The organism is Chryseobacterium capnotolerans (assembly GCF_021278965.1).
Lineage (GTDB): Bacteria > Bacteroidota > Bacteroidia > Flavobacteriales > Weeksellaceae > Chryseobacterium > Chryseobacterium capnotolerans.
In genome coordinates, this window is sequence record NZ_CP065589.1 from 2,915,396 (window position 1) to 2,942,005 (window position 26,610).

The 26,610-nt window shown below is 36.1% G+C and carries 25 protein-coding genes and 2 pseudogenes; 11 read left to right on the plus strand and 16 right to left on the minus strand.

What is annotated here, in order from left to right:
* Positions 1 to 148 precede the first annotated feature (148 nt).
* The 6 genes from H5J24_RS13935 to H5J24_RS13960 form a co-directional block, all read right to left on the minus strand.
* On the minus strand, positions 149 to 889 hold the full coding sequence (locus tag H5J24_RS13935; RefSeq protein WP_346729908.1) for a siderophore-interacting protein: 741 nt from the start codon (positions 887 to 889) through the stop codon (positions 149 to 151).
* Positions 890 to 1,024: 135 nt separating this feature from the next.
* Positions 1,025 to 3,235 carry a TonB-dependent receptor gene (locus H5J24_RS13940; protein WP_068942635.1) on the minus strand — a complete coding sequence of 737 codons (2,211 nt, stop codon included), beginning with the start codon at positions 3,233 to 3,235 and terminating at the stop codon, positions 1,025 to 1,027.
* A 402-nt stretch (positions 3,236 to 3,637) separates the two neighbouring features.
* Complete coding sequence (locus tag H5J24_RS13945; protein WP_068942633.1) at positions 3,638 to 5,230, minus strand: transporter; 1,593 nt, start codon at positions 5,228 to 5,230, stop codon at positions 3,638 to 3,640.
* A 102-nt stretch (positions 5,231 to 5,332) separates the two neighbouring features.
* A complete protein-coding gene (locus H5J24_RS13950) occupies positions 5,333 to 6,451 on the minus strand; it encodes an HlyD family secretion protein (protein WP_068942631.1) in 1,119 nt (372 codons plus the stop codon).
* 24 nt (positions 6,452 to 6,475) lie between these two features.
* The gene (locus H5J24_RS13955) at positions 6,476 to 7,786 is read right to left on the minus strand and encodes a TolC family protein (protein WP_068942628.1); all 1,311 of its coding nucleotides are present in this window, start codon (positions 7,784 to 7,786) and stop codon (positions 6,476 to 6,478) included.
* 89 nt (positions 7,787 to 7,875) lie between these two features.
* Positions 7,876 to 8,721: a helix-turn-helix domain-containing protein gene (locus H5J24_RS13960; RefSeq protein WP_068942626.1), complete on the minus strand. Its 846-nt coding sequence runs from the start codon at positions 8,719 to 8,721 to the stop codon at positions 7,876 to 7,878.
* A gap of 73 nt (positions 8,722 to 8,794) precedes the next feature.
* On the opposite strand from H5J24_RS13960, the gene H5J24_RS13965 reads away from it, so the two are divergent.
* Together H5J24_RS13965 and H5J24_RS13970 are read left to right on the plus strand one after the other, a co-directional pair.
* Positions 8,795 to 9,268: an Mpo1 family 2-hydroxy fatty acid dioxygenase gene (locus H5J24_RS13965; RefSeq protein ID WP_068942624.1), complete on the plus strand. Its 474-nt coding sequence runs from the start codon at positions 8,795 to 8,797 to the stop codon at positions 9,266 to 9,268.
* Between the two features lie 87 nt (positions 9,269 to 9,355).
* Complete coding sequence (locus H5J24_RS13970; protein WP_068945032.1) at positions 9,356 to 10,207, plus strand: DUF4349 domain-containing protein; 852 nt, start codon at positions 9,356 to 9,358, stop codon at positions 10,205 to 10,207.
* Between the two features lie 59 nt (positions 10,208 to 10,266).
* On the opposite strand, the gene H5J24_RS13975 is transcribed toward H5J24_RS13970, so the two are convergent.
* The 6 genes from H5J24_RS13975 to dnaA form a co-directional block, all read right to left on the minus strand.
* A complete protein-coding gene (locus H5J24_RS13975) occupies positions 10,267 to 11,277 on the minus strand; it encodes a hypothetical protein (RefSeq protein ID WP_068942615.1) in 1,011 nt (336 codons plus the stop codon).
* Between the two features lie 4 nt (positions 11,278 to 11,281).
* On the minus strand, positions 11,282 to 11,569 hold the full coding sequence (locus tag H5J24_RS13980; RefSeq protein WP_068942613.1) for a hypothetical protein: 288 nt from the start codon (positions 11,567 to 11,569) through the stop codon (positions 11,282 to 11,284).
* Between the two features lie 6 nt (positions 11,570 to 11,575).
* Positions 11,576 to 12,274, minus strand: a complete 699-nt coding sequence (locus H5J24_RS13985) for an SAM-dependent methyltransferase (RefSeq protein ID WP_068942611.1) — start codon at positions 12,272 to 12,274, stop codon at positions 11,576 to 11,578.
* A gap of 4 nt (positions 12,275 to 12,278) precedes the next feature.
* Complete coding sequence (locus H5J24_RS13990; protein ID WP_068942609.1) at positions 12,279 to 12,779, minus strand: nuclear transport factor 2 family protein; 501 nt, start codon at positions 12,777 to 12,779, stop codon at positions 12,279 to 12,281.
* A gap of 2 nt (positions 12,780 to 12,781) precedes the next feature.
* Positions 12,782 to 13,234, minus strand: coding sequence for a low molecular weight protein-tyrosine-phosphatase (locus tag H5J24_RS13995; RefSeq protein ID WP_068942607.1), 453 nt, complete (start codon positions 13,232 to 13,234; stop codon positions 12,782 to 12,784).
* 113 nt (positions 13,235 to 13,347) lie between these two features.
* Positions 13,348 to 14,802 (minus strand): chromosomal replication initiator protein DnaA, encoded by a 1,455-nt coding sequence (gene dnaA / locus H5J24_RS14000; protein WP_045495212.1) that lies wholly within the window; start codon positions 14,800 to 14,802, stop codon positions 13,348 to 13,350.
* A gap of 136 nt (positions 14,803 to 14,938) precedes the next feature.
* On the opposite strand from dnaA, the gene H5J24_RS14005 reads away from it, so the two are divergent.
* From H5J24_RS14005 to H5J24_RS14025, 6 genes are all read left to right on the plus strand, one after another.
* Complete coding sequence (locus H5J24_RS14005; protein WP_068942606.1) at positions 14,939 to 15,367, plus strand: acyl-CoA thioesterase; 429 nt, start codon at positions 14,939 to 14,941, stop codon at positions 15,365 to 15,367.
* Between the two features lie 122 nt (positions 15,368 to 15,489).
* Positions 15,490 to 16,338 carry a prephenate dehydratase gene (gene pheA, locus H5J24_RS14010; RefSeq protein WP_068942604.1) on the plus strand — a complete coding sequence of 283 codons (849 nt, stop codon included), beginning with the start codon at positions 15,490 to 15,492 and terminating at the stop codon, positions 16,336 to 16,338.
* A gap of 358 nt (positions 16,339 to 16,696) precedes the next feature.
* Entirely contained in the window at positions 16,697 to 17,404 is a 708-nt protein-coding gene (locus H5J24_RS14015; protein ID WP_068942602.1) for a hypothetical protein, read from the plus strand.
* Positions 17,405 to 17,512: 108 nt separating this feature from the next.
* Positions 17,513 to 18,961 (plus strand): DUF2339 domain-containing protein, encoded by a 1,449-nt coding sequence (locus H5J24_RS25645; RefSeq protein ID WP_283250717.1) that lies wholly within the window; start codon positions 17,513 to 17,515, stop codon positions 18,959 to 18,961.
* 28 nt (positions 18,962 to 18,989) lie between these two features.
* On the plus strand, positions 18,990 to 19,745 hold the full coding sequence (locus tag H5J24_RS25650; RefSeq protein WP_283250719.1) for a DUF2339 domain-containing protein: 756 nt from the start codon (positions 18,990 to 18,992) through the stop codon (positions 19,743 to 19,745).
* Between the two features lie 113 nt (positions 19,746 to 19,858).
* The gene (locus tag H5J24_RS14025; RefSeq protein ID WP_068942597.1) at positions 19,859 to 20,278 is read left to right on the plus strand and encodes a hypothetical protein; all 420 of its coding nucleotides are present in this window, start codon (positions 19,859 to 19,861) and stop codon (positions 20,276 to 20,278) included.
* A 47-nt stretch (positions 20,279 to 20,325) separates the two neighbouring features.
* On the opposite strand, the gene H5J24_RS14030 is transcribed toward H5J24_RS14025, so the two are convergent.
* The gene (locus tag H5J24_RS14030; RefSeq protein ID WP_068942595.1) at positions 20,326 to 21,603 is read right to left on the minus strand and encodes a replication-associated recombination protein A; all 1,278 of its coding nucleotides are present in this window, start codon (positions 21,601 to 21,603) and stop codon (positions 20,326 to 20,328) included.
* A 139-nt stretch (positions 21,604 to 21,742) separates the two neighbouring features.
* Here H5J24_RS14030 and yidD point away from each other — a divergent pair, with 139 nt between their 5' ends.
* A complete protein-coding gene (gene yidD, locus H5J24_RS14035; RefSeq protein WP_045502213.1) occupies positions 21,743 to 21,958 on the plus strand; it encodes a membrane protein insertion efficiency factor YidD in 216 nt (71 codons plus the stop codon).
* A gap of 511 nt (positions 21,959 to 22,469) precedes the next feature.
* A pseudogene (lgt, locus tag H5J24_RS14040) lies at positions 22,470 to 23,257 on the plus strand (prolipoprotein diacylglyceryl transferase).
* Positions 23,258 to 23,353: 96 nt separating this feature from the next.
* Here lgt and H5J24_RS14045 read toward each other — a convergent pair.
* Together H5J24_RS14045 and H5J24_RS14050 are read right to left on the minus strand one after the other, a co-directional pair.
* Positions 23,354 to 24,124 carry an NAD(P)H-hydrate dehydratase gene (locus H5J24_RS14045; protein WP_232815601.1) on the minus strand — a complete coding sequence of 257 codons (771 nt, stop codon included), beginning with the start codon at positions 24,122 to 24,124 and terminating at the stop codon, positions 23,354 to 23,356.
* Entirely contained in the window at positions 24,124 to 24,870 is a 747-nt protein-coding gene (locus H5J24_RS14050; protein ID WP_232815602.1) for an NAD(P)H-hydrate epimerase, read from the minus strand. The genes H5J24_RS14045 and H5J24_RS14050 overlap by 1 nt, the downstream gene beginning before the upstream one ends.
* Positions 24,871 to 25,115: 245 nt before the next feature.
* Here H5J24_RS14050 and mscL point away from each other — a divergent pair, with 245 nt between their 5' ends.
* Positions 25,116 to 25,496: a large conductance mechanosensitive channel protein MscL gene (mscL, locus tag H5J24_RS14055; RefSeq protein WP_068942591.1), complete on the plus strand. Its 381-nt coding sequence runs from the start codon at positions 25,116 to 25,118 to the stop codon at positions 25,494 to 25,496.
* Positions 25,497 to 25,571: 75 nt separating this feature from the next.
* On the opposite strand, the pseudogene H5J24_RS14060 reads toward mscL, so the two are convergent.
* A pseudogene (locus H5J24_RS14060) lies at positions 25,572 to 26,532 on the minus strand (D-2-hydroxyacid dehydrogenase).
* Positions 26,533 to 26,610: the final 78 nt, after the last annotated feature.

The window sequence follows — 26,610 nt, forward strand, 5'->3', positions numbered from 1 at the left end:
TTAGCTAAATGAAATGCCTTTGCGAACGAAAATATTTTCAAGTTTGATTAAAAACTTTGCAATCCCAGTTAAAAATATTAACAAGTTTCCTTATTAGAACTCAGGCTATGCTATCGAATCTTTTTCTTCATGTCTGTCTACCTGTGATTCATTTTCGGCTTTCCCTGCTTTCCAGTAAGAAAATGCATAGAGTTCTTTGGATGTCCAGCTTTTTCTCTTTTCGAAGATAAGTACGGATTTCTTTAACACTAGAGAATTCACATGCTACATATCCGAATTTTGATGTTTCAGGAATTTCAATATTCTTTACTTCCTCAGCAATTTCACTACTGATTTCCGGTTGGGAATTATGGAGCCATTTAAACTCAATATCAGCTTTGGTTTCCAATATTTGTTCATCTTCTTTTCCATGGACTTCAATAATACAAATTCCTTTTGCCGTTTCCGGAAGGGTTTCTAAAATAGCACTCAAAACAGGAATCGCCGTAGCATCCCCTGCTAATAAATACCATTCTGCTTCAGGATACAGCTCTTTTCCATCCAGACGCATCATTACTCCAAGTTTTGTTCCTGCTTCTGCTTCCCGCACCCATTTTGAGGCCGGACCTCCGTCTCCATGATCTACAAAATCAATGAACACTTCATTTTTTTCCAGATCAATCCCTCTATGGGTATAGGTTCTGATAGATGGAGCCACTTCCTTGGGCGGATATACCCATTCATCATTTTCTATAGTTGGAAAGTGCACTTCATTTAATCCCGCCGGAGGAATCGCAATTTTATTATTATCTCCTATCGTCGTATTTTTTAAACAAATGGACTTCAGGAGAATACAGATACACTCTGATATAATGATCGGTAATGTATTCTTTTCTGGTAACTTCGGCAATGAATTGCCCTGTTGAAATTTGAGCCATAACTGAATATTTTTAAAGTTAAAATCCGGTTTCCCATCTACTTCAGAAACCGGATTTGTAGAAAGTATTTGATTCAGATTAAGGCATGATTACCTTAATCTTATTTTTTAAAATTCAAAAGTATAAGACAGGTTAAATGTTCTGCCTCTTCCTTTATAATTAAACAATGCAGGTATTCCGTAGCTTGAATATAAAACCTGAGAACGCTTGCTCCAGATGGTTTGATAATCTGTATTGAACAGGTTCTGAATTCCAAGGTTCAGCTTACCAAAATGGAATCTGTAGCCTATCATAAGATCTGATGTATTGTATCCTTCAATCTCATTCTTAAGTTCATCCTTCTGCTTGAAATTCTGTAAAGACTGGAATCTGAATGACCAGTTTTTCACATTATATCCAATGTAGGTTACCAATTTGGATGGGGAAGCATTGTAAATTTCCTGTTTCTGCCACTCTCCTTTGTTGTCTACCTCAGATTTGATTAATAATCCACTTGCTCCAAAATAAACGCCATTGTTCATAGCATAAGAAATCTCGGCCTCTATTCCCATATTTCTTAATTTCAGATCATTCACAAGAATCTGAAATGTTTTTCTGTCTACGGTAACGGTTTTATCTGAATTGCTTAAGAACCCTGCAATCTGAGCTCTCAAGCCGCCTTTATTAATACGGTATCCTACTTCAAACTGATTGGTTTTAATGGCTTGCAGGGGTTGATCTTTAACATTAATGCTGGAGACAACATCCCAATGTGTTCCATTTAACTTATAAGTTCCTATTCCATAATATTTAGCTGGGTCTGCCAAACTGACTCCTTGTGAGAATGTCCCCCAAGCCTGATGATGCTCGTTGAATTTATATAGCAACCCTGCATTCGCCAAGGTTACATTATAAGAACTTTCCCCACCTGGAATCGCAGATGCTGACTGCCCATATCCAGCCGAAATCTGAGTCTGCTGCTCTGATCCCACAAAATCATCTACTTTTACTTTTATATTCTGATAACGAATCCCTCCGTTAAGCTGTAATTTTGGAAGAATATTATATTTTGCCTGAACATATCCTGCATAACTTTGTGAGCGGTTGGTAGGATACCTGCCAAGACTAAAAATGGTTTCATTGATAAGCCCTCCGCTTGACATTGTTTTAGCAACATCATAAACAGATTGGGTTCCTTCAAATTTTTCAAAGTCTACATCTACTCCATAGGTTACATTGAACCCTCTCCATGATTTAGATAACAAGGCCTTCAATCCTGAATAATAGGTATCCTGTTGTGAAGAAGACATATAAGGAATTGTTGTTTTTTCCAGCTTTAAATTTCCTGGGAATGGGTAGAACCCAAGTTTTTCAGCACGGGTAGCCAACTGAACATATAGGTCCTGCCCACCAAGAATATTATTTCCTGTATAAGCTACTGTTCCCATATAACGTTCTGTTCCCACATTTTTATCGGAAGAGAAACCATCTCTCATTTCCAGTAAACTCCCGTCTTTCTTTATAAAGGCCCCCAGGTTTTCTCCTAAATACAAACTTCTGTCTCCATTAAATTTTGAATTGTAATATTGAAGGGAAGCTGTTATTTTGTGTTTATTATTGAACTGATAACCTCCTGTTGCCAAGATGTCAATCGATTGGTTATACTGAAGATCGGTTTGGGTAATATCTGTAAAAAGCTGCTTCTGATCTGCTCCGTATACTCCACCATTTTGCTGGTAAGCAACTCCAAGTCTACCGAAGAACTTCTCTCCTTTTCCTGAAATAGATTGTGCAGCACGGAAATCATGATCATCTTTTCCCATAAAACCTGAACGTACTCCCAATTCAGTTTCACCGCTTATTCCTTTTTTAGATGGTGTTTTTGTAATGATATTAATGATCCCGCCTGTTGCATTTCCACCATAGATAGAGCTTGCTCCGGAAAGCACTTCTATTCTTTCAATATTAAACGGATCAATGGCATCCAGCTGGCGGCTGATCGCACGGATACTGTTCAAAGAAACTCCATCAATCATTACCAGAGCAGAACGTCCTCTCATGTTCTGTCCATAGTTTGTTCTTCCTTGTGGTCCGATATCCATACTTGGAATTAAAATGGATAACATTTCTTTAATCGGAACTCCACTTTTGGCTTGTTCCTGTATTTTTTCTTTCTGTACTACCCAAACGGTACCGGGAATTTCAGAAATTTTGGTAGGTTTTCTTGATGCTACGATAACAACATCTTCTATGCCTTTAGAGGCTACAGAATCCTTAACAGTTTGGGAAAACATCAATCCCGATGCTAATAGACCTATGAATGCGTACTGCTTTTTCATTCCTTCAAATCAAAGTTTTATAATCCGGCAAAGATAAATCTTATTTAGAACTAATAAAAATAATAAAAGATGAAATTTTTCGCTTTTTGAGGTAAAGGCTGGAAGATGGAAGAAAGGAGGCTGGAAGTTATTGTTCCACGGGTCTTAGATTGCTGTGTGTAATACATGGGTTACAGAATTTTAAAGTAGAAGGATGGAAGGTGGAAGCTGGGGACAGGAAGTTATTTATGCCATCAATAGTGATAACTACTTTTCAATAATTCTCTTACATTGAGCAACAGTCTTTAACCGTCTATCATAACTCCCTTCTTCCAGCCTCCAGCTTCCCTCATGTTATCCCCAAAAATATAAGATCCCAGCCCAACGAAGGACCAGGATCTTACTGTGAAAAACAAGGTATCTTTACATCGCAGGCCCTGCTGCGTCTTTTATTTCTTCTAATAATTTTTTACGTTCACGAAGTCTTCTTCTGGCAATAACAGATTTACCACCAAGTACTCTGATAAATCTGAAATACTGGAATCGTTTGGCTCCGAAATGATGTGTAAATACATAAATCATAACCCCAAAGCCAATCAGAATGATAAATCCGAATATCTTTTTAGTGGCTATAATAATCGCATTAAGCTGAATGGTTTTCATATTAGCCATTACATTCTGAGGACTTACAGTCATTCCATCCATATAGACAGCCAGATCTCCTATCGCTGTAACCTGGAAACGGTACTGTAACCATGAATATAGGGTTGAAAAAATACCAACCGCTAAGAAGGTTCTCCAAACCAATACCAATCCGATAGCAGCCAGCATTTCATCCATTTCAAGTTTATCCAGCGTGTAAAACCATACGGAAATAAACAATGAACACATTCCATAGCCTTTTAAAAACATAGGCAGATACCAGTTATCATAATTGAATTCCAGTACCATGGAAAAATACATAATGATTGCATAAGCTATCATCCCTGCAAACCCTGAAAAAATATACATTTTCAATGGTTTTTCTTTTTTAAACCAAAATATAGCCACCACACCAGCTAAAATAATTCCGGGAATCATAAACATGCTCAGTCTTGCATTAGTCAATTGGTCATACCCTAAAACTCCTACGGCAAAAGTATTCTGAAGGGTAGCTGTTCCTAAGAACATTCCCAGCCAGAACAGCATAAATAAACCGTTCTGTACATTACTTTTTGTGAAAATTTTAAATGAAAGATAAGGTCTTTTTAAAGTTAATTGTCGAATAGAAAGCAATGCAAAACTCACAAAAGCTGCAATACTCGCATTAATGATATTCTTTGAATTCAACCAATCCTGCTGTCTTCCGAATGCATACACGTACGCAGAAAACATAAAGGTTGAAATGAAAAGCAGGATACTCAGCCAGTCGATATAATGCAATGGAACTTTCAGGGCAAAGTATTTGTTATGCATGAAAATCCAATGTATCAATGCCAAAATAAAGCATAAGACCGAAGTAAAAAGATAGAATTGCTGCCAATTGTATAGTAGTGAGAACTCAGCGGCATAATAGACCGCCACCTGATTCATCACCAGAACAAATGTATAAAATGCTCCATAAAATATTCCACGGTTTCCAATCATGACCATCAATGGCAGAAACAGTTCTATGGTTACCATCATTTTCATGAATCCGATAAGCAAAGAAGTAAATACGAAGATCATAGGCTCTAATGTCGTCGCATTGATATAGCTCATCAAGCCTAATAGTACCAATAGAAGTACCATTTTGTCCCTAACCTTGAATCTCATTTTAATTCTGAGAACTACAGGCATACAGGCTCCCATCCCGATTGTGGTCGCATAATTGGCCCACATAAAATATTCTGTCATCGCTCCGGTACCACTTACCAAAGAGCTGATATTTCCCGTATACACCCCACCGAGCGGCATTACCACAGCAAGCAGCAATACAATCAGCAGAAGTTGTACGGGCTTAGGAACCCAGTCGTTATATAATCCTTTGTTGTACATATTTTAGATATTAGATTACAGATATCAGATAACAGACTTTACCAATTCAGCCTTTAATCTTTATTCCACATATCAAGTCTGAAATCTGACCTCTGATATCTTTTAGTCTTTATTAATGTTGACATTCATATTCATACCTGCACTTAGCTTATTGAGGTCTTCTTTTTTGTTAGAAGCTGTGAACTCAATTCTTACAGGGATTCTTTGCTGCACCTTAATGAAGTTTCCGGTAGAGTTATCTGTTGGCACGTTTGAATATCTTGATCCCGTAGCTGCTGATACCGCAGTTACTACTCCTTCAAATTGTTTTCCGCCCAAAGCATCCGCCGTCATCATCATCTTCTCTCCTACTCTAATATTAGGCATCTGGCTTTCAAGGAAGTTGGCAGTTACCCATTTCTGCCCGTTCAATACGATAGTTGCCACTTGCTGGCCTGGTTGGATCAACTGTCCTTCAGAAATGGTTCTTCTTCCCATTACGCCATCGTAGGGAGCTGTAATTACGGTATAAGAAAGATTGATTCTGGCCATATCCAAAGCAGATTTCGTTCTTTTGATCTCTGCATCATTGATTCCTAATCTGCTTTTTACTTCTGTAGTAGAAAGATTGGCAGATTGCTTTTGATTGATTAATGTCTCATAAGCAGCCTTTTGAGCATCATATTCTGTTTTTACCTGATCATATTGTTGTCTTGTTACCGCTTCTGCAGATAAAAGATTTTTGTATCTGTTCAGGTTCTGTTCAGCGTTCCAAAGTCTTGCTTTTGCGCCTGCAATATTGGATTCCATTACATTGACGTTATTGGAAACCGTATTTACCGAAGAGCTTGTTGCACTTTTTTGAGCTATTGCATTTTGGTAAGCTGCTTCAGCCTGTCCTAGTTGTGTCAGGATTTCACGTTCATCCAAAATCACCAGTGTATCACCTTTTTTAACTCTTTGGTGCTCAATAAATTTAATTTCTTTGATATAAGCAGAAACCCTTGTATTGATCGGGTTGATGAATTCTTCTACCTGCGCCGCTTCCGTATAGGTTTTGTTTCCGATGTGGAAATATTCACGGATCAGCCAGAATAGTCCGAATCCGATCACCAGAAAAACGATGATATTGGAAATGATCGCTCTGATTTTATTTTTCTTGTTCTGCTTTTTTTTGCTGTCTACCGCTGGTCTTGCAGGAGTAGGTGTTGTATTTTGAGTAGTTTGTTCCTTGTTTTCCATTGTGTTGATTTTCAGTTTTAAAAATTAAAGTGTTCCCGTAGATTTCAAAAGGTTATAATATTGATACAAAACATTGATCTCCGCATTGGCATAATCCAGTTCTGATTGCAGTTTCTGGTTCTGTGCATCGATCATTTCTGCCTGTACCGCCAATTGATTCAGATATTTGGCTTCGGTAATTTTATAGTTTTCCTCTGCTAATCTTTTGGAATCATTTAAAATATCTGCCTGCTGAATGGCTTCCTGGTATTTGGTATACGCCGCATTCACGCCCATATCTACATTCTGCTGAACCAAAGTCATCGCATCATTCGCCTGATTCTTCTGCATTTCACCTAGTTTTACCTTTTCTTTGGTTTTATACAGGGTATCGATATTGTAACTAAGAGAAACACCTGTCTGCCAACCTCCTGAGTACATATCCAAGACAGGATTTCTCGTAGTAATGGGTCTTTGTAAGGTATATCCACCGAATCCGGCCACGGTAGGTGAATTATCGGTTTTAATAATTTCAATATTTTTATCCGCTACTGCAATGTTTTTCTGTGCAGATTTCAACACCGGATTGCTGTCATGGGCAAGGCTCATATAATAATCCATCCCAATTCCTGATTCTTTGTTCTCTAAGCTTTCAGTAGGAACAATTTCAGTATCAGAAGATAAACCTAAAGCAATATTTAAATTATAGTTAAGGATTTTTTTATTGTTTGAAAGTGTCAGAATTCCCTGATCAAGATTTTTAAGGGCAAGCTCACCACGAATCACCTCGTTTCTGGTTACCATCCCCTGCTGATAGAACTTCTGAATGTTTTTAAGGCGCTCCTGGGCTAACTTTTTGTTGTTTTGAAAAACCTCTTCTTGGTTGATAATCTTATAAACATCCAGATAGTTTGAAATCACTAAAAATTTCACATCCTGCTTGTTCTTTTCCAGATCCAGTTCAGAAAGCTGCTCACGAAGCCCTGCCATTTCAATGGATTTATTCACCAATCCGCCTTTAAAGATCAGTTGTGTTGCCTGAACGGCATACGAACTTCCATAATGAGGCATTGGAACTTTTGTAGAATTAGAGAAGTCTTTATCGATGGCTACTGCATCTCCTAAATAGAATTGGCTTGTAGAAGCCGTGATGGTTGGAAGTTTCTGAAGCTTTGCCACATTGATATTCTGTTTGGCAATATCAATATTCTGAGCTGAAACTTTCAACTGCTGATGATTCTGGACCGCTAATTCGGCCACCTCACCTGCGGTCATCTGTTTTACCTGTTGTGAAAAAAACAGCGCAGGAAAAGCTGCTATCAGAACTGATAGTGCTGTTTTTATTTTCTTTGTCATTGTACCTTGTTTTACAGATGCAAAGTTAGGGCAACAACAAAATCAATCAAATGTTTGATTTTTGGAAAAAGATGTTCAAATGTAAGATTTTAGTTTTCGAACTGATGTCTGTATTGTCTTGGACTTACTTCCAGATGCTTCTTAAAAAAGTGAGAAAATGCATACTGATCGCTAAAACCAAGAATTGATGAAATCTCAGAAACCGGTTTACTGGAAGAGTTTAAAAGCACTTTTGCTTCATTGATTACAACCAAAGCGATGATATGACTTGCCGTCTTCCCTGTAACCTCTTTTACCACCGATGACAAATGTCTGGTTGTAATGGATTGCCGCTCGGCATAGAATTCTACAGTTCTTTCTGTAAGATGATATTCTGAAAGATCTGTGAGGAAAACAAAAACAATCTCTTCCTGTCTGGACATCTGGTTCATTGAATTGTTATCTTCTTTCGAAATAATACCCGCCATCTGATAACAGAAAACAGAAAAAAGATGTTCTACCATTTCTTTTTTGTACAGCATCTCTGTTTCAGAATCAAGGATGTATTTCAGAAAATTAACACTTTTCCATACCACTTCCATTTCATCTTCCGGAAAAGGCACTCCTTTATTCATCTGCTGCCTGAAGTATCGGTACGTAATCAGCCTATTGAATTTTAAAGACAAAGCAGAAATGAATTCTCTTTTATAGGAAACCATTCTGGACTGGAAATCATCAGTAACTGATATCACTTCATAAATCGTTTGTGGATCTGTCACCATAAACATATTGGCAGAAACTTCCAGATCGCTGAAATGCTGGCGAAGTTTTATGGTTCCTGATTTAATGAAAATAAAAGACGGATTATCGGGACGGAAAGGCTTATCAACAGCGATTCTCTCGAAAATATTTTTTTGGGTAAAAATTTCAACTCCGAACTTTTCTAAGGCAGACATAAGACAAATGTAAGCAAACTTATCACTGATTGCAAAATTTTATTATTTTAGCATTAATCCAATTCCTGTCAGTATGAGAAAGGTTGATTTATTATTTGCAGAATATAGTAAGAGCCATAGAAATGCAACTAACAAGTTCATTCATTGGTTTTGTGTGCCTTTAATCTTTTGTTCCATCCTCGGGTTCATTTCCCTTATTCCTTCACCGCATTTCTGTATTTCCTATTTTGGATGTATCAGTATTGTAAGTTTGGTTGCTGTAGCCCTGATAAGTTTATATTACTTAAGATTGTCCTTATTAATTGGAATCACTATGATTTTAATTATGCTTTTGGCAGAGCATCTTATCTATCTTACCAATATCAGCCTTGGCAAACAATCCTGGATACTTTATCTTGGTATTTTTGTCATTACATGGATCTTCCAGTTTATCGGGCATAAGATTGAAGGAAAGAAACCTTCTTTCCTTAAGGATATCCAGTTTTTGCTGATTGGACCCATTTGGCTGCTAGGTTTTATTCTCAAAAAAACAGGAATCAGATATTAACATCTTTCATTTGTTCTTTTAAACAATTTCAAAGCACCTGCCTTTCTAAGCATGGTTTTTGATAGTATTCATGAAAAATTAATTTTCATGAGAACGATACTGTTACTTTTTCTTTTTCTTGCCTTTATCAATTGCAGCAAGTCTGGTGGTGGTGATCATTCAGTTAATGCTGACCTTGCAGAAATGATAATAGAAGATAAAGCTCCACCTCCTCCTTCATCCATTTCTGAAAAGACCTCTTCTGGCGCAACATCCACTCCTGGTTTAAAACAAATAGATACCATTTCCAGAAAAATTATTAAAAACGGAGAAATGAAAATCCAGGTGGGAGATATTAAACAAACTCAAAACAGGGTGAATGAAATCCTGAAAAAAAATAACGCTTATATTCAAAAAGAAGAATTCCAAAATACAGATATCAATGATAATCTGAATCTGACGGTCAGAGTTCCCCATCAAAATTTTGATGGTCTTATTAATTCATTTTCAGATGGTATAGGCTCAGTTTTATCAAAAAACATCTCATCAGATGATGTTACCGAAGAGTATACTGATGTATCGATCAAGCTGGCTAACAAAAAAATATATCTCGAAAAATACAGAGAAATGCTTAAAGGTGCGGCAACCACTAAAGATATGCTGGAAATTCAGGAAAAGATCCGCGCCTTGGAAGATGAGATTGACATTGCTGAGGGAAGACTGCGCTTTATTGATGACCGAGTGAATTACAGCACTTTAGAGTTAACTTTATATAAAGAAAAAGTAAGAAGTTCTGCAACGTCTAAAATTGGATTCGGAAGCCGATTTATAGATTCCCTGACAGAAGGCTGGAACAGTTTTGTAGCCTTTATATTAGGAATTATTTCCTTCTGGCCTTTCTTTTTGATAGTTCCTCTGGTTATTTTTCTATGGAAAAAATGGAAAAAGAGAAAACCGTAATTTTTTCAATATAAACATACGTAAGAAAGCCGAATCCCTATTGAGATTCGGCTTTTATTTTATTGGGCATATTTTGTCGGAAGATCCGGATAAACATCTTTTAATGGAATTGTTTTTCCAGCCTTGGATATTTCAGCTTTCGGAAAAACATTTTTAAACAATTTAAAAGTAATAACTATAGGTTCACTACCTTTTATCTGATTCAGGGCTTTAAAAGCATCTAAAATTTCCTGGCTGTCAAAAGAATAACTGCTTCCGTACCTCTGTGTATTTCCCCAGTCTATTAATATCCTATCCGGGATACTTCTTAGTTTCATATCCTCAAAAGTTTCATCGTCAACTTTCATTGATTTGCCATCAAAAGAATAGGCTGAAATTTCAGAAACCTTCTCTGAATCTTCAGTTCCAATTTTAACCATCCACGGATATTTTTGAGTAAGAAGATCCGAATAACCTGAAATACTTTTCAGAGAAGGAAAATTATTATACTCTTGCCCGGAATACGTTCTGTAGATCAGCATTTTCAATGTGCCTGGAATTTCTTCTGCCTGAAAACGCTCTATTAAAACTTGTCCTATATTCTTAGTTTCTGACGGTTCAATCTTCAATGAAATCTTGCCTTTTGGCTGAATTTCCACTCTTAAATCTGCTCCCATCATTTTATTTCCTAAAGAAGTCTGCATTTTTTCTAAAGGAAGTTTTGCATTCAGCCGGTAAAACTTTTTCTCTTCAACAGAAAAGTATTTCATGGATAAAGAATCCGGCAGCAAATTATTCTGCGACAAGAAATAAGCGGAATCAGAACCTTTTCCTGATACAATTAATTTAGGAGAATTGTAATCTAAACTGTTTTCAGACTTATTAAAAGTATTTATAAAAACAGCATCAAGAATTTTCAACATTCCTGATTTCTCGTTTGCTGAACCTGGCTCCACACTTATGATCTTTGCAGACCAGCTTATTTTATCGAATTCTTTTCTATTCACTAAAGTAATTCCATACAGTATCACCAGCACAATAAAAATGCCTGCCAGAAAAAAATTCATATAATCTATAACCGTTTTCTGCATAGTTTTAATGTTGATAAGCTCTTCCTAAGGCTGCCAGATAACTCAATGCTATAAATGCAAAAATGGAAATAGCCACCATAAAAAAAGTAAAATATTTAAATGCTTTTTTATATTCTGATTCTCCAGTAAACCGATGAAGCAAAAGAGAAACTGCAGGAATAAAAAAACAAGCTAAGGCTAAAGGCAGACTCTCCCCCATTTTAATCCCAACATCTATATAATCAAGGTATTTAATAAGCAACACCTCAATACAGACCAGTAGGAAAACGGTAATAAACGGATTGTTTTTCATTCTTTTTTATTTTCCCAGTACGAATACAGCAGGAACTTTATGGAGTTCCGGTTTTTGTTTCTGCCAGTCTTTTATCGTTTTTGTACTGATAAATTCATGTTCAGGATCATTGATATTGGCCGCAATACAAAGCTTGGTATTGGGTGATAAAAATTTTGTAAGATCTTCAATAAGCTGATTATTTCTGTATGGAGTTTCCATAAAGATCTGGGAATATCCTGTTTTCTGTACCAAACTCTCCAGATGCTGAATCTGTTTCTTTTTCTCACCTTTATCAATCGGAAGATACCCGTTAAAAGTAAATTCCTGGCCGTTAAATCCACTTGATATTAAAGCTAAAATAATAGATGAAGGTCCTGAAATAGGAACTACACGAATGTTTTTCTCATGGCACCATTTCACCATCAGATTTCCAGGATCTGCAATACACGGCAATCCTGCTTCTGAAAGCAATCCGAAGTCCTGCCCTTTCAGCATCAGCTGTTGAGCTTCCTTAATATCTGCGTTTTCCGTATACTTATCTAGCAAAAAGAGCTTTAGGTCTGCTTGCTTCTTTTCAGGAGCAAAAAATTTAACGACCTTTCTGGCCGTTTTTTCATTTTCTACGAAGAAATAGTCCGTTTGCATGATATATTCTTTTATAACAGGAGCAAAATGAGTAATAGAAGTATTTTCTGATAAATAAGCAGGGAGTAAAAAAAGCATTGTTTTATTTTTTAGTTCTTTCGTTTAATGATGGTTGTGGGAAGTATTTTGCAAGGTCCATGGAGAAGGTTACAGAGGTTATTTTCCAGATTCCGTTAATCTTCATCAATGTCCAGATTTCTTTGCCCCAGTTTTCCATTTTACCGTCATACCAAAAACTGTAATCGAAATTGGCAGAAGCTATGGCTCCATCTTCAACGATTTTAATATTGTCAAATTTTTCTTCAGACTTATCGTCTTTAAAGCCTTTGATGAAAGCTTTATAATCATCAGCAAAATAATATTCTGCCTTGGGATTTTTCTCCAGACGTTTCGCCTGTGTTCTGTCTTTATAAATTCCCGTCCAGAGTACTGGTTCCTGAAATAAGGACAGATATTGGGATTCGTTTCTTGTTTTAATACTTTCCATAAAGTCATTCATTACTTTACGAATTTCTGTTTCATCCTTGGTTTGAGCAAAAGAGAAATTAAAGCTAAGTACAAGTAATAATAACAGTTTTTTCATGGTTATGTTATTAGGATTTGGTTTCTGATAGCATCACATCCTTTATCCAAAAGCTGGAAAACATTTTCAAAATCTTTCATATCTCCCCAATAAGGATCCGGAACCTCAGCATTTTTGCGGTTTTCCAATACATCCAGGAATAATGATATTTTTTTTCTTTCTTCTTCATTGAGAGCTTTAGCCATAACATCTTTATAGACACTGGTATCCATACAATAGATCTTATCAAAAGTTTCATAATCACTTCTTGTGATAGGTCTTGATCTCTGTCTGGAAATATCAATATTGTGATGGGCTGCAGTTTTAATGGCTCTTTTATCCGGATGTTCTCCTTCATGCATAGAAATAGTTCCAGCAGAATCTACCATAAAGTTTTCCGGCACTTTTGTTTTCATAATTCCTTCTGCTAAAGGGCTTCGGCATATATTTCCGAGGCAAACCATCAGGATTTTCATAATCTGAAATTTAATAAATTAAACTGCAATCAATATATTGCTTCAACAAATCTAAATAAAAAATGAAGAATATTACTATTCTTCATTTTTAAATATTTTAGCTTAAGATGATCTTACTGCTTGATTCTTTCGGTAAGGTCTTTAACGTATTTCTTGATTTCTTTATCAATTTTTGATACATCTTTGATGGTATCACAAGCATACATTACCGTAGAGTGGTCTTTTCCACCCATTTCTTCACCAATTTTAGTGAATGTAGAATTGGTAAACTCTTTTGAGAAATACATCGCCAATTGTCTTGGTAAAGCGATTTCTCTTTTTCTTGTTTTAGACAGAAGCTGCTCTTTTTTGATTCCAAAGTAATCGCATACCACTTCCTGGATGTAAGGAATATTGATCACCTTCTTTTGGTTGGCTGCAATTCTGTTGATGGTTTCTTTTAATAATTCAAGACTTAGATCTCTCTTATATACTGTAGAATATGCAATTACCGAGTTGATAACCCCAATTAATTCTCTTACGTTGGTTTTCGTTTCAACAGCAAGGAAGTCAAGCATATCTCCTGGAAGTACAATTCCATCTCTGCTTAGTTTATCTTCAATGATCTGTCTTCTTGTAGATAAATCCGGAGATTTGATTTCCGCAGAAAGTCCCCATTTGAAACGGGAAACAATTCTATCCTGAATATCCATAATATCCGCAGGGGCTTTATCTGAAGTAAGGATGATTTGCTTTCCGTTTTGATGCAGGTGATCAAAAATATGGAAAAAACTGTCCTGAGTGGCCGATTTTCCTGATAAGAACTGAATATCATCAATAATCAGTACATCTACCATTTGATAGAAGTTCGCAAACTCTGTCTGCTTATGTGCTTTCGCAGCAGAAATAAACTGCTGGATGAATTTTTCTGAAGATAAGTAAAGAACTACTTTGTCCGGAAACTGATTCTTTACTTCAAGACCAACTGCCTGGCCTAAGTGTGTTTTCCCAACTCCATAACCTCCATATAAGAATAATGGGTTGAATGCCGTAGCTCCTGGTCTCTTTGCAATAGATCTTGCTACAGTAGCAGCAAATTTATTGCTTTCTCCTTCTACATAGCTATCAAAAGAATAATCTGGTTTCAGATTAGAATCAATATTTACTTTTCTAATTCCAGGGACCACAAAAGGGTTTACAATATTAGCTGAGAATCCTTGTGGCATTGTTTCCTGTGTTTTTGGAGTAGGAACACTTTGTCCCTTCATATTCATGGTAACCGGTTTTTCTTCACCTTTTGGTCTGTTCTCCATTACAGAGTACCATAATTTAACTCCTTTTCCTACATTTTTCTTCAGGGCAGCAGAAAGTAAGGACAAGTAGTTATCCTCTATATATTCCTTGTAAAAATCGCTCGGTACGATCAATGTAAGGTTATTAGACACTAATGAAAGTGGCTGTACCTTATCAAATAACATATCGAAAGATTTTTCAAGTTTTTTCAGGTCAGAATTATCTTCAGCTGCGTTCAAGTTATCGCGCATAAACTGAAGGCACTTCTGCCATATCATCATTAAATTGTCATCCATTTTTATGCCCTGATTATTCTTTTGTTTGTACTGTTTTTAGAAGGGAGACAAAGGTCCAATTTTTTCTTTTTAAAAAAAAATATTGCAGGTATTGATTATTTAAAAATATATTTGTATGTATAATTTAAGACCTAAAATGATACACACAACACACTCAATACGAGTACGTTACGCTGAAACTGACCCAATGAAATATGTATATTACGGTAACTACGCTCAGTACTTTGAAGTGGGCCGGGTTGAGCTCTTCAGAAACATAGGAATTTCATACGATGAAATTGAAAACCAAGGAATTTGGCTGCCCGTTTCGGACTACAAAATTAAGTATATCCGCCCAGCTTTGTATGATCAAAAACTAGAAATTCATACTTATGTAAAAAAAATTCCCGGTGTAAGAATTGAATTTGAGTATGAAATTTACAATGAAGAGCATATTAAAATCACCGAGGCCTCCACTACCCTTTTCTTCTTAGATGCCAAAACCAATAAGATTATCAAATGTCCAGACTTTCTGATGAACATGATCGAAGCGAACTGGAAAGAACCGTCAGATAGCAACTTATAATGATTAAGATCAGAGACGGAAACTTCAAACATTGAACATTAAACCTGAACTTCCTCTTGAACTTTGGACTATAATTCGCACCTTTGTGTTTTGACAGTAACAATACCTTATATATTTACTTTATGAAGATTGCATTTTTGGGGCCTCATGCCAGCTTTACCCAGCTTGCTGCCGCACAGCTTTTTCCTGATGATGAGCTTTTACCACAAGCCAGCATCCTAGACTGTTTTGGAGCAGTAGAGAACGGAGAGGCGCTTAAAGCCGTTGTTCCTTTGGAAAATTCCATAGAAGGGACCGTATCAATGACGCTGGATTATTTGTATAAGACACCGTCTATTAAAATTGAAGCAGAAGCAGTAATGCCTATCGCCCACCATCTTATGATTCATCCTGACAATTCTATTGAGGAAATAGAAAGGATTTACTCACACCCGCAAGCACTGGCTCAGAGTTTCCATTTTTTAGATACTCATTACAAAGAAGTTCCCAAGCAGGATTTTTCTTCTACTGCTGCTGCTGCTAAATTTGTTTCTGAAAACAAAGATTCTAAAATTGCTGCGGTTGCCAATCAGTTTGCTGCTAATTTATATGGTTTGAAAATCATCAATCGTAATATCCAGGATTTTGAACAAAACCATACCCGTTTTATTGTTATATCAAAGCTGCAAAACCGATATGATAACAGCCAGCTTGAAACCCTGGGAGAAAAATCCGGAATGCTGATAACCCTTCCTGAAGATCACCCGGGAGGACTGCACCAGGTTTTGTCTGTTTTTGCATGGAGAAAGATGAACCTCAGCAAAATTGAATCCAGAACATTAAAGACCGGATTGGGCAATTATTTCTTCTTTATTAATGTAGAAGGTCCTTGGGAAGATGTACTTCACGGAAATGCTTTAAAAGAACTCGAATCCATCAATGCAGATGTTGATTTCCTTGGAAATTATAAAGAATTCCTTTTAGAAAGCTAAAAATAAACCGATTTACCGATCGAATTAAAAAGCACAGTTACTCCAACTGTGCTTTTTTCATGAAAAACACAGAAAAAAGGAGTGCCTGATCACTGAAAAAATGATCAGGAACAACCTATAACTCAAAAATAATAACCCACACAAAAGGGACAATTCTATTTATTAAAACCCTCGTATACATCGACTTATACAAATGATGTAAAAAATAAATCGTAATTAAAATATGTAATAATATACATCAATATATAAACATATGTTTAAATATATTACATCATATTAACATTAAAAATAAAGATTTCACAATACAGAGTATAATATTTATTGTATATTTGCTATTAACTAAATAAAAATCTTGATCATGAAAACTAATCTTTACAGCTTAATACTGGCATGCGCAACCTTGCCATTGTTTTCCCAAGTAGGAATTAATACGTCAACACCAACAGCAACGCTGGATGTTAATGGAAATATGAGAGTTCGAACTACCCCACCCGCAAATACAGTGACAGGATACAAGCTTTTAGCTCAAGATACAGGAACTACTGAAGTATTCGCCATGGATCCTCAACTAATAATAGCAGCTTCAAATGTTAATACCAGTGTTTATTCTGCAAAAAAAACATCTGGCCTTACTCTGATCGACATAGGATTCCCAGTAAATACATTTAAAACTATCAACTTTCTTACTACAGAAAGAACCATAGGCAGTGCAGCTTTATTTAATGACTCTGATGGAACCTATACTATCCCCACAACCGGAGTATATGCCATAGGATTTTCACTCCGTTATGGGCAAGGGTTGGTAGCATCTTTACTAAGCAACGCTCCCGGTATTGGAATAGGAAGAACAAGAGGTGGCGTAACTACCATTATAGACACCCGCACATTTACCGGTATCAGTCTAGCCGCTTTAATCAATATAACGATATCCGAATCAAATATATCTTCTATCTATTCTTTTCAGGCAGGAGATAAAATTTCATTTGGCGTTGTAGGTGGTGGGCTAGATTTAAATGTCCTAAGTTCTAGTACCACCTCATTCTATATCTATAAAATATCCAATTAACACAGACATATTGTTAGTTATCTATATCGTTAGCCCATCGCCTATATTGCGATGGGTTAATTTTTAAACCCCATTTTAAATTTCTTTATATTTGATAAAAACTATATAATGAATGAGTATCTTGCGGTTATCCTGATTGTGATCATTGCCATTATTTTCAACAACCTGAATACTAAGATCAGGAAACTTGAAAAAGAGGTATCAGATCTTAACTCCAGAATCAATAAAAAGATTGTACAACCTGAGACACCCCAGGAAGCAACCTCTGTTGAAGAAAATATTACCCCATCTCAAACACCCATCTATGAACCTCAAAGGGAAATTCTAACTTCAAATGAAAACCCGGAACATTCCTCCATCATTCAAAAAGACTGGCTTAATCCCATTTTTGAATTTTTAAAGCAAAATATCCTTACTGTTATTGGTATTTTCACTTTAGTATTAGGAATAGGCTATTTTGTAAAATATGCCATTGATAAAAACTGGATCGGAGAAACTGCAAGAGCGGGAATTGGCCTTTTTACCGGAGCAATTATAATACTTACAGGACATTTTCTCAGAAAGAACTATAAAACATTCGCATCTATCATTACCGGAGGAGGAATTGCTGTTTTATATTTTACCATCACCATTGCTTTCAGAGAATATCATCTTTTTACCCAAAATACAGCATTTATCATTACTTCAGTAATTACTGCTATTTCTATCGCCTTATCTTATAATTACAAAAGTGAAATTCTAATCATCTTTTCATTGATAGGCGGTTTCACAGCTCCTCTGATGATTAGCACAGGAGAAAGCAACTATTTATTTCTTTTTACTTACCTTACCCTCTTAAATATCGGGATGCTTGTTGCCGCCTTTCTTCAACACTGGAAAAGTGTTGGCTGGACAGCACTTATCTTCACCAGCATTTATCTTTTTTATTGGACTGTGGATCAGCCTGCACTTTTAAGCATTACTTTTTATCTTATCAGCTATATTATTTTCTACATTTTCGCCCTTCAGGATTACTTCAGAAAAAATGAGCTTTCTGTACCGGACATTTTAATGCTTGCTTTTATTAATGGCTCAAGCATCATAGGACTTACTTACATCTTCAATGAATTACAGTATGAACCTGTCATTATATTTCCACTTATTTTCGCTTGCGTAAATGCCATTCTCCTTTTCAGGGAATATGGAAAAAGAAATTTCGGGACTTCTTTCTCTGTTTTCGCAGGAATAACGGTCAGCCTGATTACAATAGCTGCGGCTTTACAGTTTAAAGCCCATCTTATTACCAGTGTTTGGGCTATAGAAACCACCCTGCTTCTTTTTATTTGGAAAAAAACAGGGCATAAAATTTTCAAAACATGTTTTCATATTCTTTTTCCATTAGTCATTTTCGCTCAGCTTATTACATGGTGTGAATATTTCAATGCCAAAAGCCTTAGTATTATATTCAATCCTGTATTTCTCACCAGCCTGGTAACGATTGTTTCCATTGGGATCAATTTATATTTATTAAAGAGCACCAGTAAAAAAGCAGAAACAGAAACCAATCCTTTTTTTTGAAGATCTTATTACAGCTGCAAGTTATGGGGTGATCTACACTGCTATACTTCTTGAAATCATTTATCATATCAATAGTTTGCCTTGGCCTGCAATAGCCAATGTAGCATTATTGTACAGCATTTGTTATATCTTCATCTTATTAATTTTCAGAAAAAAATTGAGTATTGCCAACGATCTCCAAACGGGATTGATCTACCTTTTCTTTTTCCTTATTATGATTAATATTTCTACTGTTACCTCATCAGTAGTTACTGCCATTTTATCAAAACAGCTTCACAGCAGTTTCTATATTGTACATACTCTTCAATGGATCCCATTCCTATATCTATCTTTAAAAATAATTCCTGACACAAAATTCCACCAATCAAAAATATCATATTGGATCATTTCTCTGGCGTTCATTGTTTCCATAAGCTTTGAGCTTCATCATCTGTATGTATTAACTTTATCTCCTGATGCAGCAGATTCTTATACGGTAAAAAATCATTTCAATATTCTTTATCTGCCAATCATTTGGACCATTCTGGCCAGTATATTTATTTATACAGGATTAAGAAAAAACATCCAGGAATACAACAAAGTTGGTTTTGCTTTGATCGGCTTAATGGTTTTAAAATTGTACGGGTATGATGTCTGGCAAATGGACAATATTTCAAGAATCAGTGCTTTCATTGTTCTTGGAGTGATCCTGCTGTTAAGTTCATTTACTTTTCAGCGCCTTAAGAATGTGATCAAAAATATGGTTGACAATAAAGAAAAAAAGGATGAAAATCAGGATTTATAATTAGATTAAAAGTTTTTATTTCTAAATAAAATGTAAAACATTTCAATATTTAATTCACATTTTATAAAAAATAACTATATTTATCACGTTTTTAACAGCTACATATTCTGATTATGAAAAAATTACTCTACTCTTTTTTAATACTCTCATCTGCAACCTTATTTGCACAGAAAAAGCTTGCCGTTGCTGACAATATGATTGGAACAGAAGACCTGCTCAAATCAAAAGAAGCTCACTCGCAGGTCCTAAAAGTTTATAATAGCGCTGCAAGTCTTCCTGCCAGTTTGAAAAAATACAGTTCTGTTTTCACCAACGGAGTTACTGTATACAAAATTAATAAAAAGAATGGTCTTGACAGAATGTCATTTGCACAGTTGAACAAGCAAAATGATATTCCTGCAGATAATCCTGTTTTTATTGACAACCATGAATTTACAGATTCATCTACTAAAATATTTACCGGAATTATTGCAAAGACAGAGAAAAAGGACTACAACGGAAAGCCAACTTTCTTTATTTACACAACACAGTAATTGTAACCATACAAAAAAGGATAGCATTTTCATGCTGTCCTTTTTATTTAATATTTACTTCCCCACTTCTTCTTTAGTTCTTCGTAGATCTTTTTTTCTGTAGCGTTATTTCCAGGCTCATACAGTTTCACCTCTTTGATCTCCTGAGGAAGAAAATCCTGGTCTACAAAATTACCTTCATAGGAATGGGCATATTTATATTCTTTTCCATAATCCAGATCCTTCATGAGTTTGGTAGGTGCATTTCTTAAATGAAGAGGCACAGGCAAATTCCCCGTTTGTTTCACCAAAGCCATTGCTTCGTTAATAGCCATATATGCCGAATTACTCTTAGGAGAAACCGCGAGATATACAGCTGTTTCACTTAGAAGAATTCTTGCCTCGGGATTTCCAATCACATTAATAGCCTGAAAACAGTTATTGGCAATAACCAATGCATTAGGATTGGCCAGCCCTATATCTTCCGCCGCCAGAATGAGCATTCTTCTTGCAATAAACTTAATATCTTCACCTCCAACAAGCATTCTTGCCAGCCAATATACAGCTCCGTTAGGATCACTTCCGCGCATCGACTTGATAAAAGCAGAAATGATATCATAATGCTGCTCTCCATTCTTATCATACAAGGCCATGGTCTCCTGGAGAACTTCCAACACATCCGAATTGATGATTTCCTTGGTATCTGTATTTTTATACTGATTCAAAACCAGTTCTACAGAATTAATGAGTTTTCTGGCATCTCCACCAGAGTACTGGATAAGTGCTTCTTTTTCAAGAATGACAAAATCAGTTCCTTCATCTTTATTATATCTTTCAGATGCAATATCAATAAGTTCTTCCAGTTTCTCATAGCTTAAAGCTTTCAGAATATACACCTGACTTCTGGATAATAAAGCGGAAACGACTTCAAAACTTGGATTTTCTGTTGTAGCTCCTATCAAAACAATCCAGCCTTTTTCTACAGCGTGCAGCAGTGAGTCCTGCTGAGATTTATTGAAACGATGAATTTCATCAATAAATAAAATGGGAGATTTCCCGGAAAATAAATTCTGCTTTTTAGCATCTTCAATCACATCACGAACATCTTTCACTCCGGAAGACACAGCGGAAAGCTTATAAAATTTCCTTCCTGAACTTTCAGAAATAATTTCTGCCATCGTGGTTTTTCCTGTTCCCGGAGGTCCCCAAAAGATCAGGGAATTCAGGGTGTTGTTTTCGATCATTTTCCTGATCGTCCCTTTTTCACCGGTAAGATGTTCCTGCCCCAAAACTTCATCCAGGGTTTTGGGTCTCAATTTCTCGGCTAATGGAATATTTTGATTCAAAGTACTTTTATTTTTTTAAGATCAATATTTCAGATTTCTATGCTCTGAAACTTCTAACAAAATTAAACTAATTTTCATTTTTTTACCCTATTTTTGCATTGTTTTGAAACTAACATTCAATAAAATCATTACATTTCCTATGGTAATTTTGATAAAATTTTACCAATGGTTCATCTCGCCCTTACTTCCTAAAAATTGCCGTTACGAGCCTACATGCTCTCATTACATGATAGAGTCATTACAGGTTCATGGCATATTCAAAGGGTTCTGGCTGGGATTTAAAAGGATCTTAAGGTGTCATCCGTGGGGAGGAAGCGGCTATGACCCTGTTCCGCCAAAACACAAGCATCAATAAAAAACAAACTATTAAATCAATAGAAAAATGAGTACTACTTTTTTCAGAATTTACCTTGTCATATTTGCATTGGTTACACAATGCCTTTTTGCACAGGAATACCCTGGGGGGTTTATCTGACGGAACTTTAGATATCAATGGAAACAATACTCCAGTAAAAATCTATTCTACCACAGAATTAGGAGACCTTGCAGCGTTTCCGGACAGAGGAATTAAAGAGAACGTCCTTGTCATCCTTAACGAAGCCAATTTTGAGCCTGCTAATTACAGCTATGGCGCTTCTTCTACATTGGCAAGATTTAAGGAATCACAATACCAGTTCTTTGATAAAAACTTTAAACTGATTAATACTCCGCCTACCAAGGACAATATTGCCACTTTCAAATATGCGATAAAAGCTGCAAAACCTATCTCTGATACTGATCAAGTAGATCTTAAAACCTCTTTTAAAATCTGGGATCCTTCAAAAGGTATTCATATCTGGTTTTTTACCTTACACTTTTATAGCTTAATGTTTGTGTTTGCATTTGGTTTCGGGTATATTTTGATGACCAGAATCTTTAAAATTGACAATGTTAACCAGAAATATCTTGAACCTCTTTTTACATGGACATTGATAGGAACGATCCTTGGAGCAAGATTAGGACACGTTATTTTCTATCAGCCTGAATTATTCAAAGAAGATTTCTGGAGTGTATTTTTACCCATCAGCACCAAAAACGGAATTAAATTTACAGGATTCTCCGGATTAGCAAGCCATGGAGCAACAATTGCCTTAATTCTTACCACTCTTTACTATTCCTATAAAATCATCAAAAAAATCCTTTCTGGGTCTACGACAGATTAGGGATTGTGGTAGCTTTAGGAGGTGCATTTGTAAGAATGGGAAACTTCTTCAATTCCGAAATTGTAGGAAAACCTGCTGATCCTAACTCTCCGTTTGCTTTGCTTTTCCCGCAACAAAGCAGTGAATACGGGCTTACGGTTCCCCGTTATCCAAGCCAGTTATTTGAAGCCGCAGGATATGTTGCATTGTTTATTTTACTATGGATTCTTTATAGAAAAACGAATAAAAAATATCAGCAAGGATGGCTATTCGGTTTATTCTTCATCATTCTTTGGGCAATCAGATTCTTTGTTGAGTTCCTTAAAGAACCTCAAGGTGATGAGTTTATCCAGATCGGAGGTTTAAATACCGGCCAGGTTTTATCAATTCCATTTATGATTGCCGGGGTGATCATCATGATTATTTCCAAGAAATTTAAAATTACGCAGGCAGAAAACGAAAAACCAGAGTAATAAAAACTCTTTGTTTTAAAAATATAAAAAGGCAAATTTGTTCATTACAGATTTGCCTTTTTTACGTTTAAGCTTAATTGATAGTTTTACTTACTCTCATAGCATTCCTTCTGCTCTCCTATTTAATTCAATAAAGACATTTCCCAATTCGTTAATTACATCTGTAGGAAGCATAGACTCTTTTGAATGTTTTTCTGCTGCAAAATCAGCCGCTTTCCCATGGAGCCAGACTCCCAGGATACAAGTCTCTTTTTCAGGATACCCTTGTGCCAGAAGTGAGGTCAGAATCCCAGTCAAGATATCACCACTTCCCCCTTTGGCAAGTCCGGCATTTCCTGTCAGATTATAATAAACATTTCCTTCAGGAGTCACCACTTGTGTATGATGATCTTTTAATACAATATAAATATGGAGTTCTTTAGCTTTTTCTCTCGCTAATTCTAATCTTTCAAAAGAGTTTTGCGTCTTCCCAAACAGTCTTTCAAATTCTTTGGGATGGGGTGTTATAATAGATTTTTGAGGAATAAGCTGAAGCTTTTTCTGATCTTCAGAAATTATATTCAACGCATCAGCATCCAATATTAATGGACTTTGGTTATCTTTAAGGAAATTCGAAAGTCCTTTTTTCGTTTCTTCATGCGTTCCCAAGCCGGGGCCAATTCCTATAGTCATACCCTTCTCAATATCAAAATCCTTAATAAATTTCATTCCTCCTTCTATAAACATGGCTTCAGGACAAGAGGTTTGTAATATTTCATATCCACATTGAGGAGCCAATGTAAAGGTAAGTCCGGCACCTGTTTTCAAGGCTGATTTTGCAGCCAATACCGCAGCTCCTATCTTTCCATAACTCCCACCTGCAATCACTACCTTACCATAATTTCCTTTGTGGGCAAAATCATTCCGGGGGTAAAAAGGGTTTCCGCAAAGGAGTCATCTATTACAAAATAATCTGTTTCAGTGGATTTATTATACTCTTCATTAAGTCCAATATCCAGCATGATGACTTTTCCGGTATATTTTCCTGTTTCCGGATGGAGAAAACTTCGTTTCCAGCATTGAAAGCTAAGGGTATAATTTGCTTTTAAAACGATAAGGTCATTAGCCAAAAGCCCGTCGCCAGAAAGCCCGGATGGAGCATCAATTGAAATCTTAATGTTTTCTTTTGTATTGATCCAATTTACTAACTCTTTATCCTCATCAACCAAAGGTCTTGACAGCCCGGTTCCGAAAAGTGCATCAATAATAATCGTTTTATCATCAAAGCTATACTGCTCAACCTGATTAAAATTCCGGACAGAAATTCCGGAAATCCCGCTTAATCTTTTAAGGTTCACAGCGGCATCTTCTGAAAACCTCCCTTTAGGATCCTTAATGAATACCTCCACATCAAATCCTTTTAGATAAAGCATCCTTGCTACTGCTAATCCGTCACCGCCATTATTCCCATTTCCGCAAAACAACACAGCCTTTCTATGAACTTTACAATGATCAGATATCCAATCAGCTACAGCTATCGAGGCTCTTTCCATCAATTGAACAGAAGATATTGGCTCGTGGGAAATCGTAAATTGATCCCAGCCTCGAATTTGTTCAGCGTTGAATATTTTCATACGTACATCTGGCTTTTAAATAAATTATAAAAGATATTTCATTATGATAAAGCCCAGATAACAAAAATACGGGGAGATCATTAATGATATAAAATATAAGGATAAAGTTACAATTTCTATTAAAAAGATAATAGGAATTTAGGATAAAAGTCCACTTTTTTGGGAATAAAAAACTACAAAAAGTAGTGTTTTTTACATTTTTTAATTATATTTTTGTGTATATACTAATTAAAAAAATATAAATTATGGGATTTGTTAAGGAATTTAAAGAGTTTGCCTTTAAAGGAAATGTTCTCGATCTTGCTGTCGGTGTCATCATTGGTGCAGCATTTGGTAAAATTGTTTCATCTTTAGTGGAAGATGTTATCACCCCTTTGATCTTAAACCCTGCACTTAAAGCAGCAGGAGCAGAAAATATTGCTAAACTTACATGGAATGGTGTTGCTTATGGAAACTTCCTGTCTGCCGTGATCAGCTTCCTGTGTATTGCTATGGTTCTTTTCTTTATCATTAAAGGGGCTAATAAGGTTAACAAAAAAGAGGCACCTGCTCCTGCGGGACCTACGGATGATCAAAAGCTATTGGCTGAGATCAGAGATTTACTGAAAAGCAAAAACAATATATAATCTGTTCGTTTAACAGTTTAAAATATAAAAGCACCTTCTGCATGAAGGTGCTTTTACTTTTATCTTATTGATCAATTACTGGATCTGTAAAATGCTTGAAATCTGATCTGCCAGAGAAAGCCCGATTCTGTCTTGAGCCTCCAAAGTAGAAGCCCCTGTGTGCGGCGTCAGAGAGATTTTAGAATGATTCAGGATTTCTTTAGAAGGTGTTGGCTCATTGATGAAAACATCAAGCCCCGCAAATCTCACTTTACCGGAATCCAACGCTTCAATCAAAGCTGCTTCATCAATCACTCCACCTCTTGAACAGTTGACAATAGCTACCCCATTTTTCATGATTTCAAATTCATTCTTACCGATCATATATCCGTCTTTCTGAGCCGGAACGTGAAGGGTGATAAAATCAGAGTGCTTTAAAACTTCCTGTAAAGGTTCTGTTTCTATATCTACGTTGATGAACTGATTGTTGTAGAACTTCACTTTAATGCTTGCTTTTCCTACATTATTATCTGCAGCAACCACTCTCATCCCAAGCCCAAGAGCAATTCTTGCTACTTCCTGGCCTATTCTTCCCATTCCAACGATTCCGATGGTTTTTCCTCTCAATTCAATGCCAGCTGCGTAAGCTTTTTTTAAGACCAGCAAACTCTGTATCTCCTACCAACGGCATTTTTCTGTTGGAATCCTGAAGAAATCTGGCTCCTGAAAATAAGTGCGCAAAAACAAGTTCTGCAACCGATTCCGAAGAAGCTGCCGGTGTATTGATCACATGAATTCCTTTTTCTCTTGCATAATCTACATCAATATTATCCATCCCTACACCACCTCTTCCGATGATTTCAAGCGATGGGCAGCCATCGATAATATCTTTTCTCACCTGCGTAGCACTTCTTACCAATAAAGTACGAACTTGGTGCTCATTAATATAGTCTACTAAAAATTCCTGTGGAACTTTTGCAGTAATCACCTCGAATCCTTTTTCTGTTAATGCATCAATTCCAGATTGGTCTAGGCCGTCATTAGCTAAAACTTTCATAAATACAACTATGTTTTAAAAGTTGAAAGATTTAAAAATTAAAGGATATACTCCATTCAATTTTTAAATCTTTCGTTA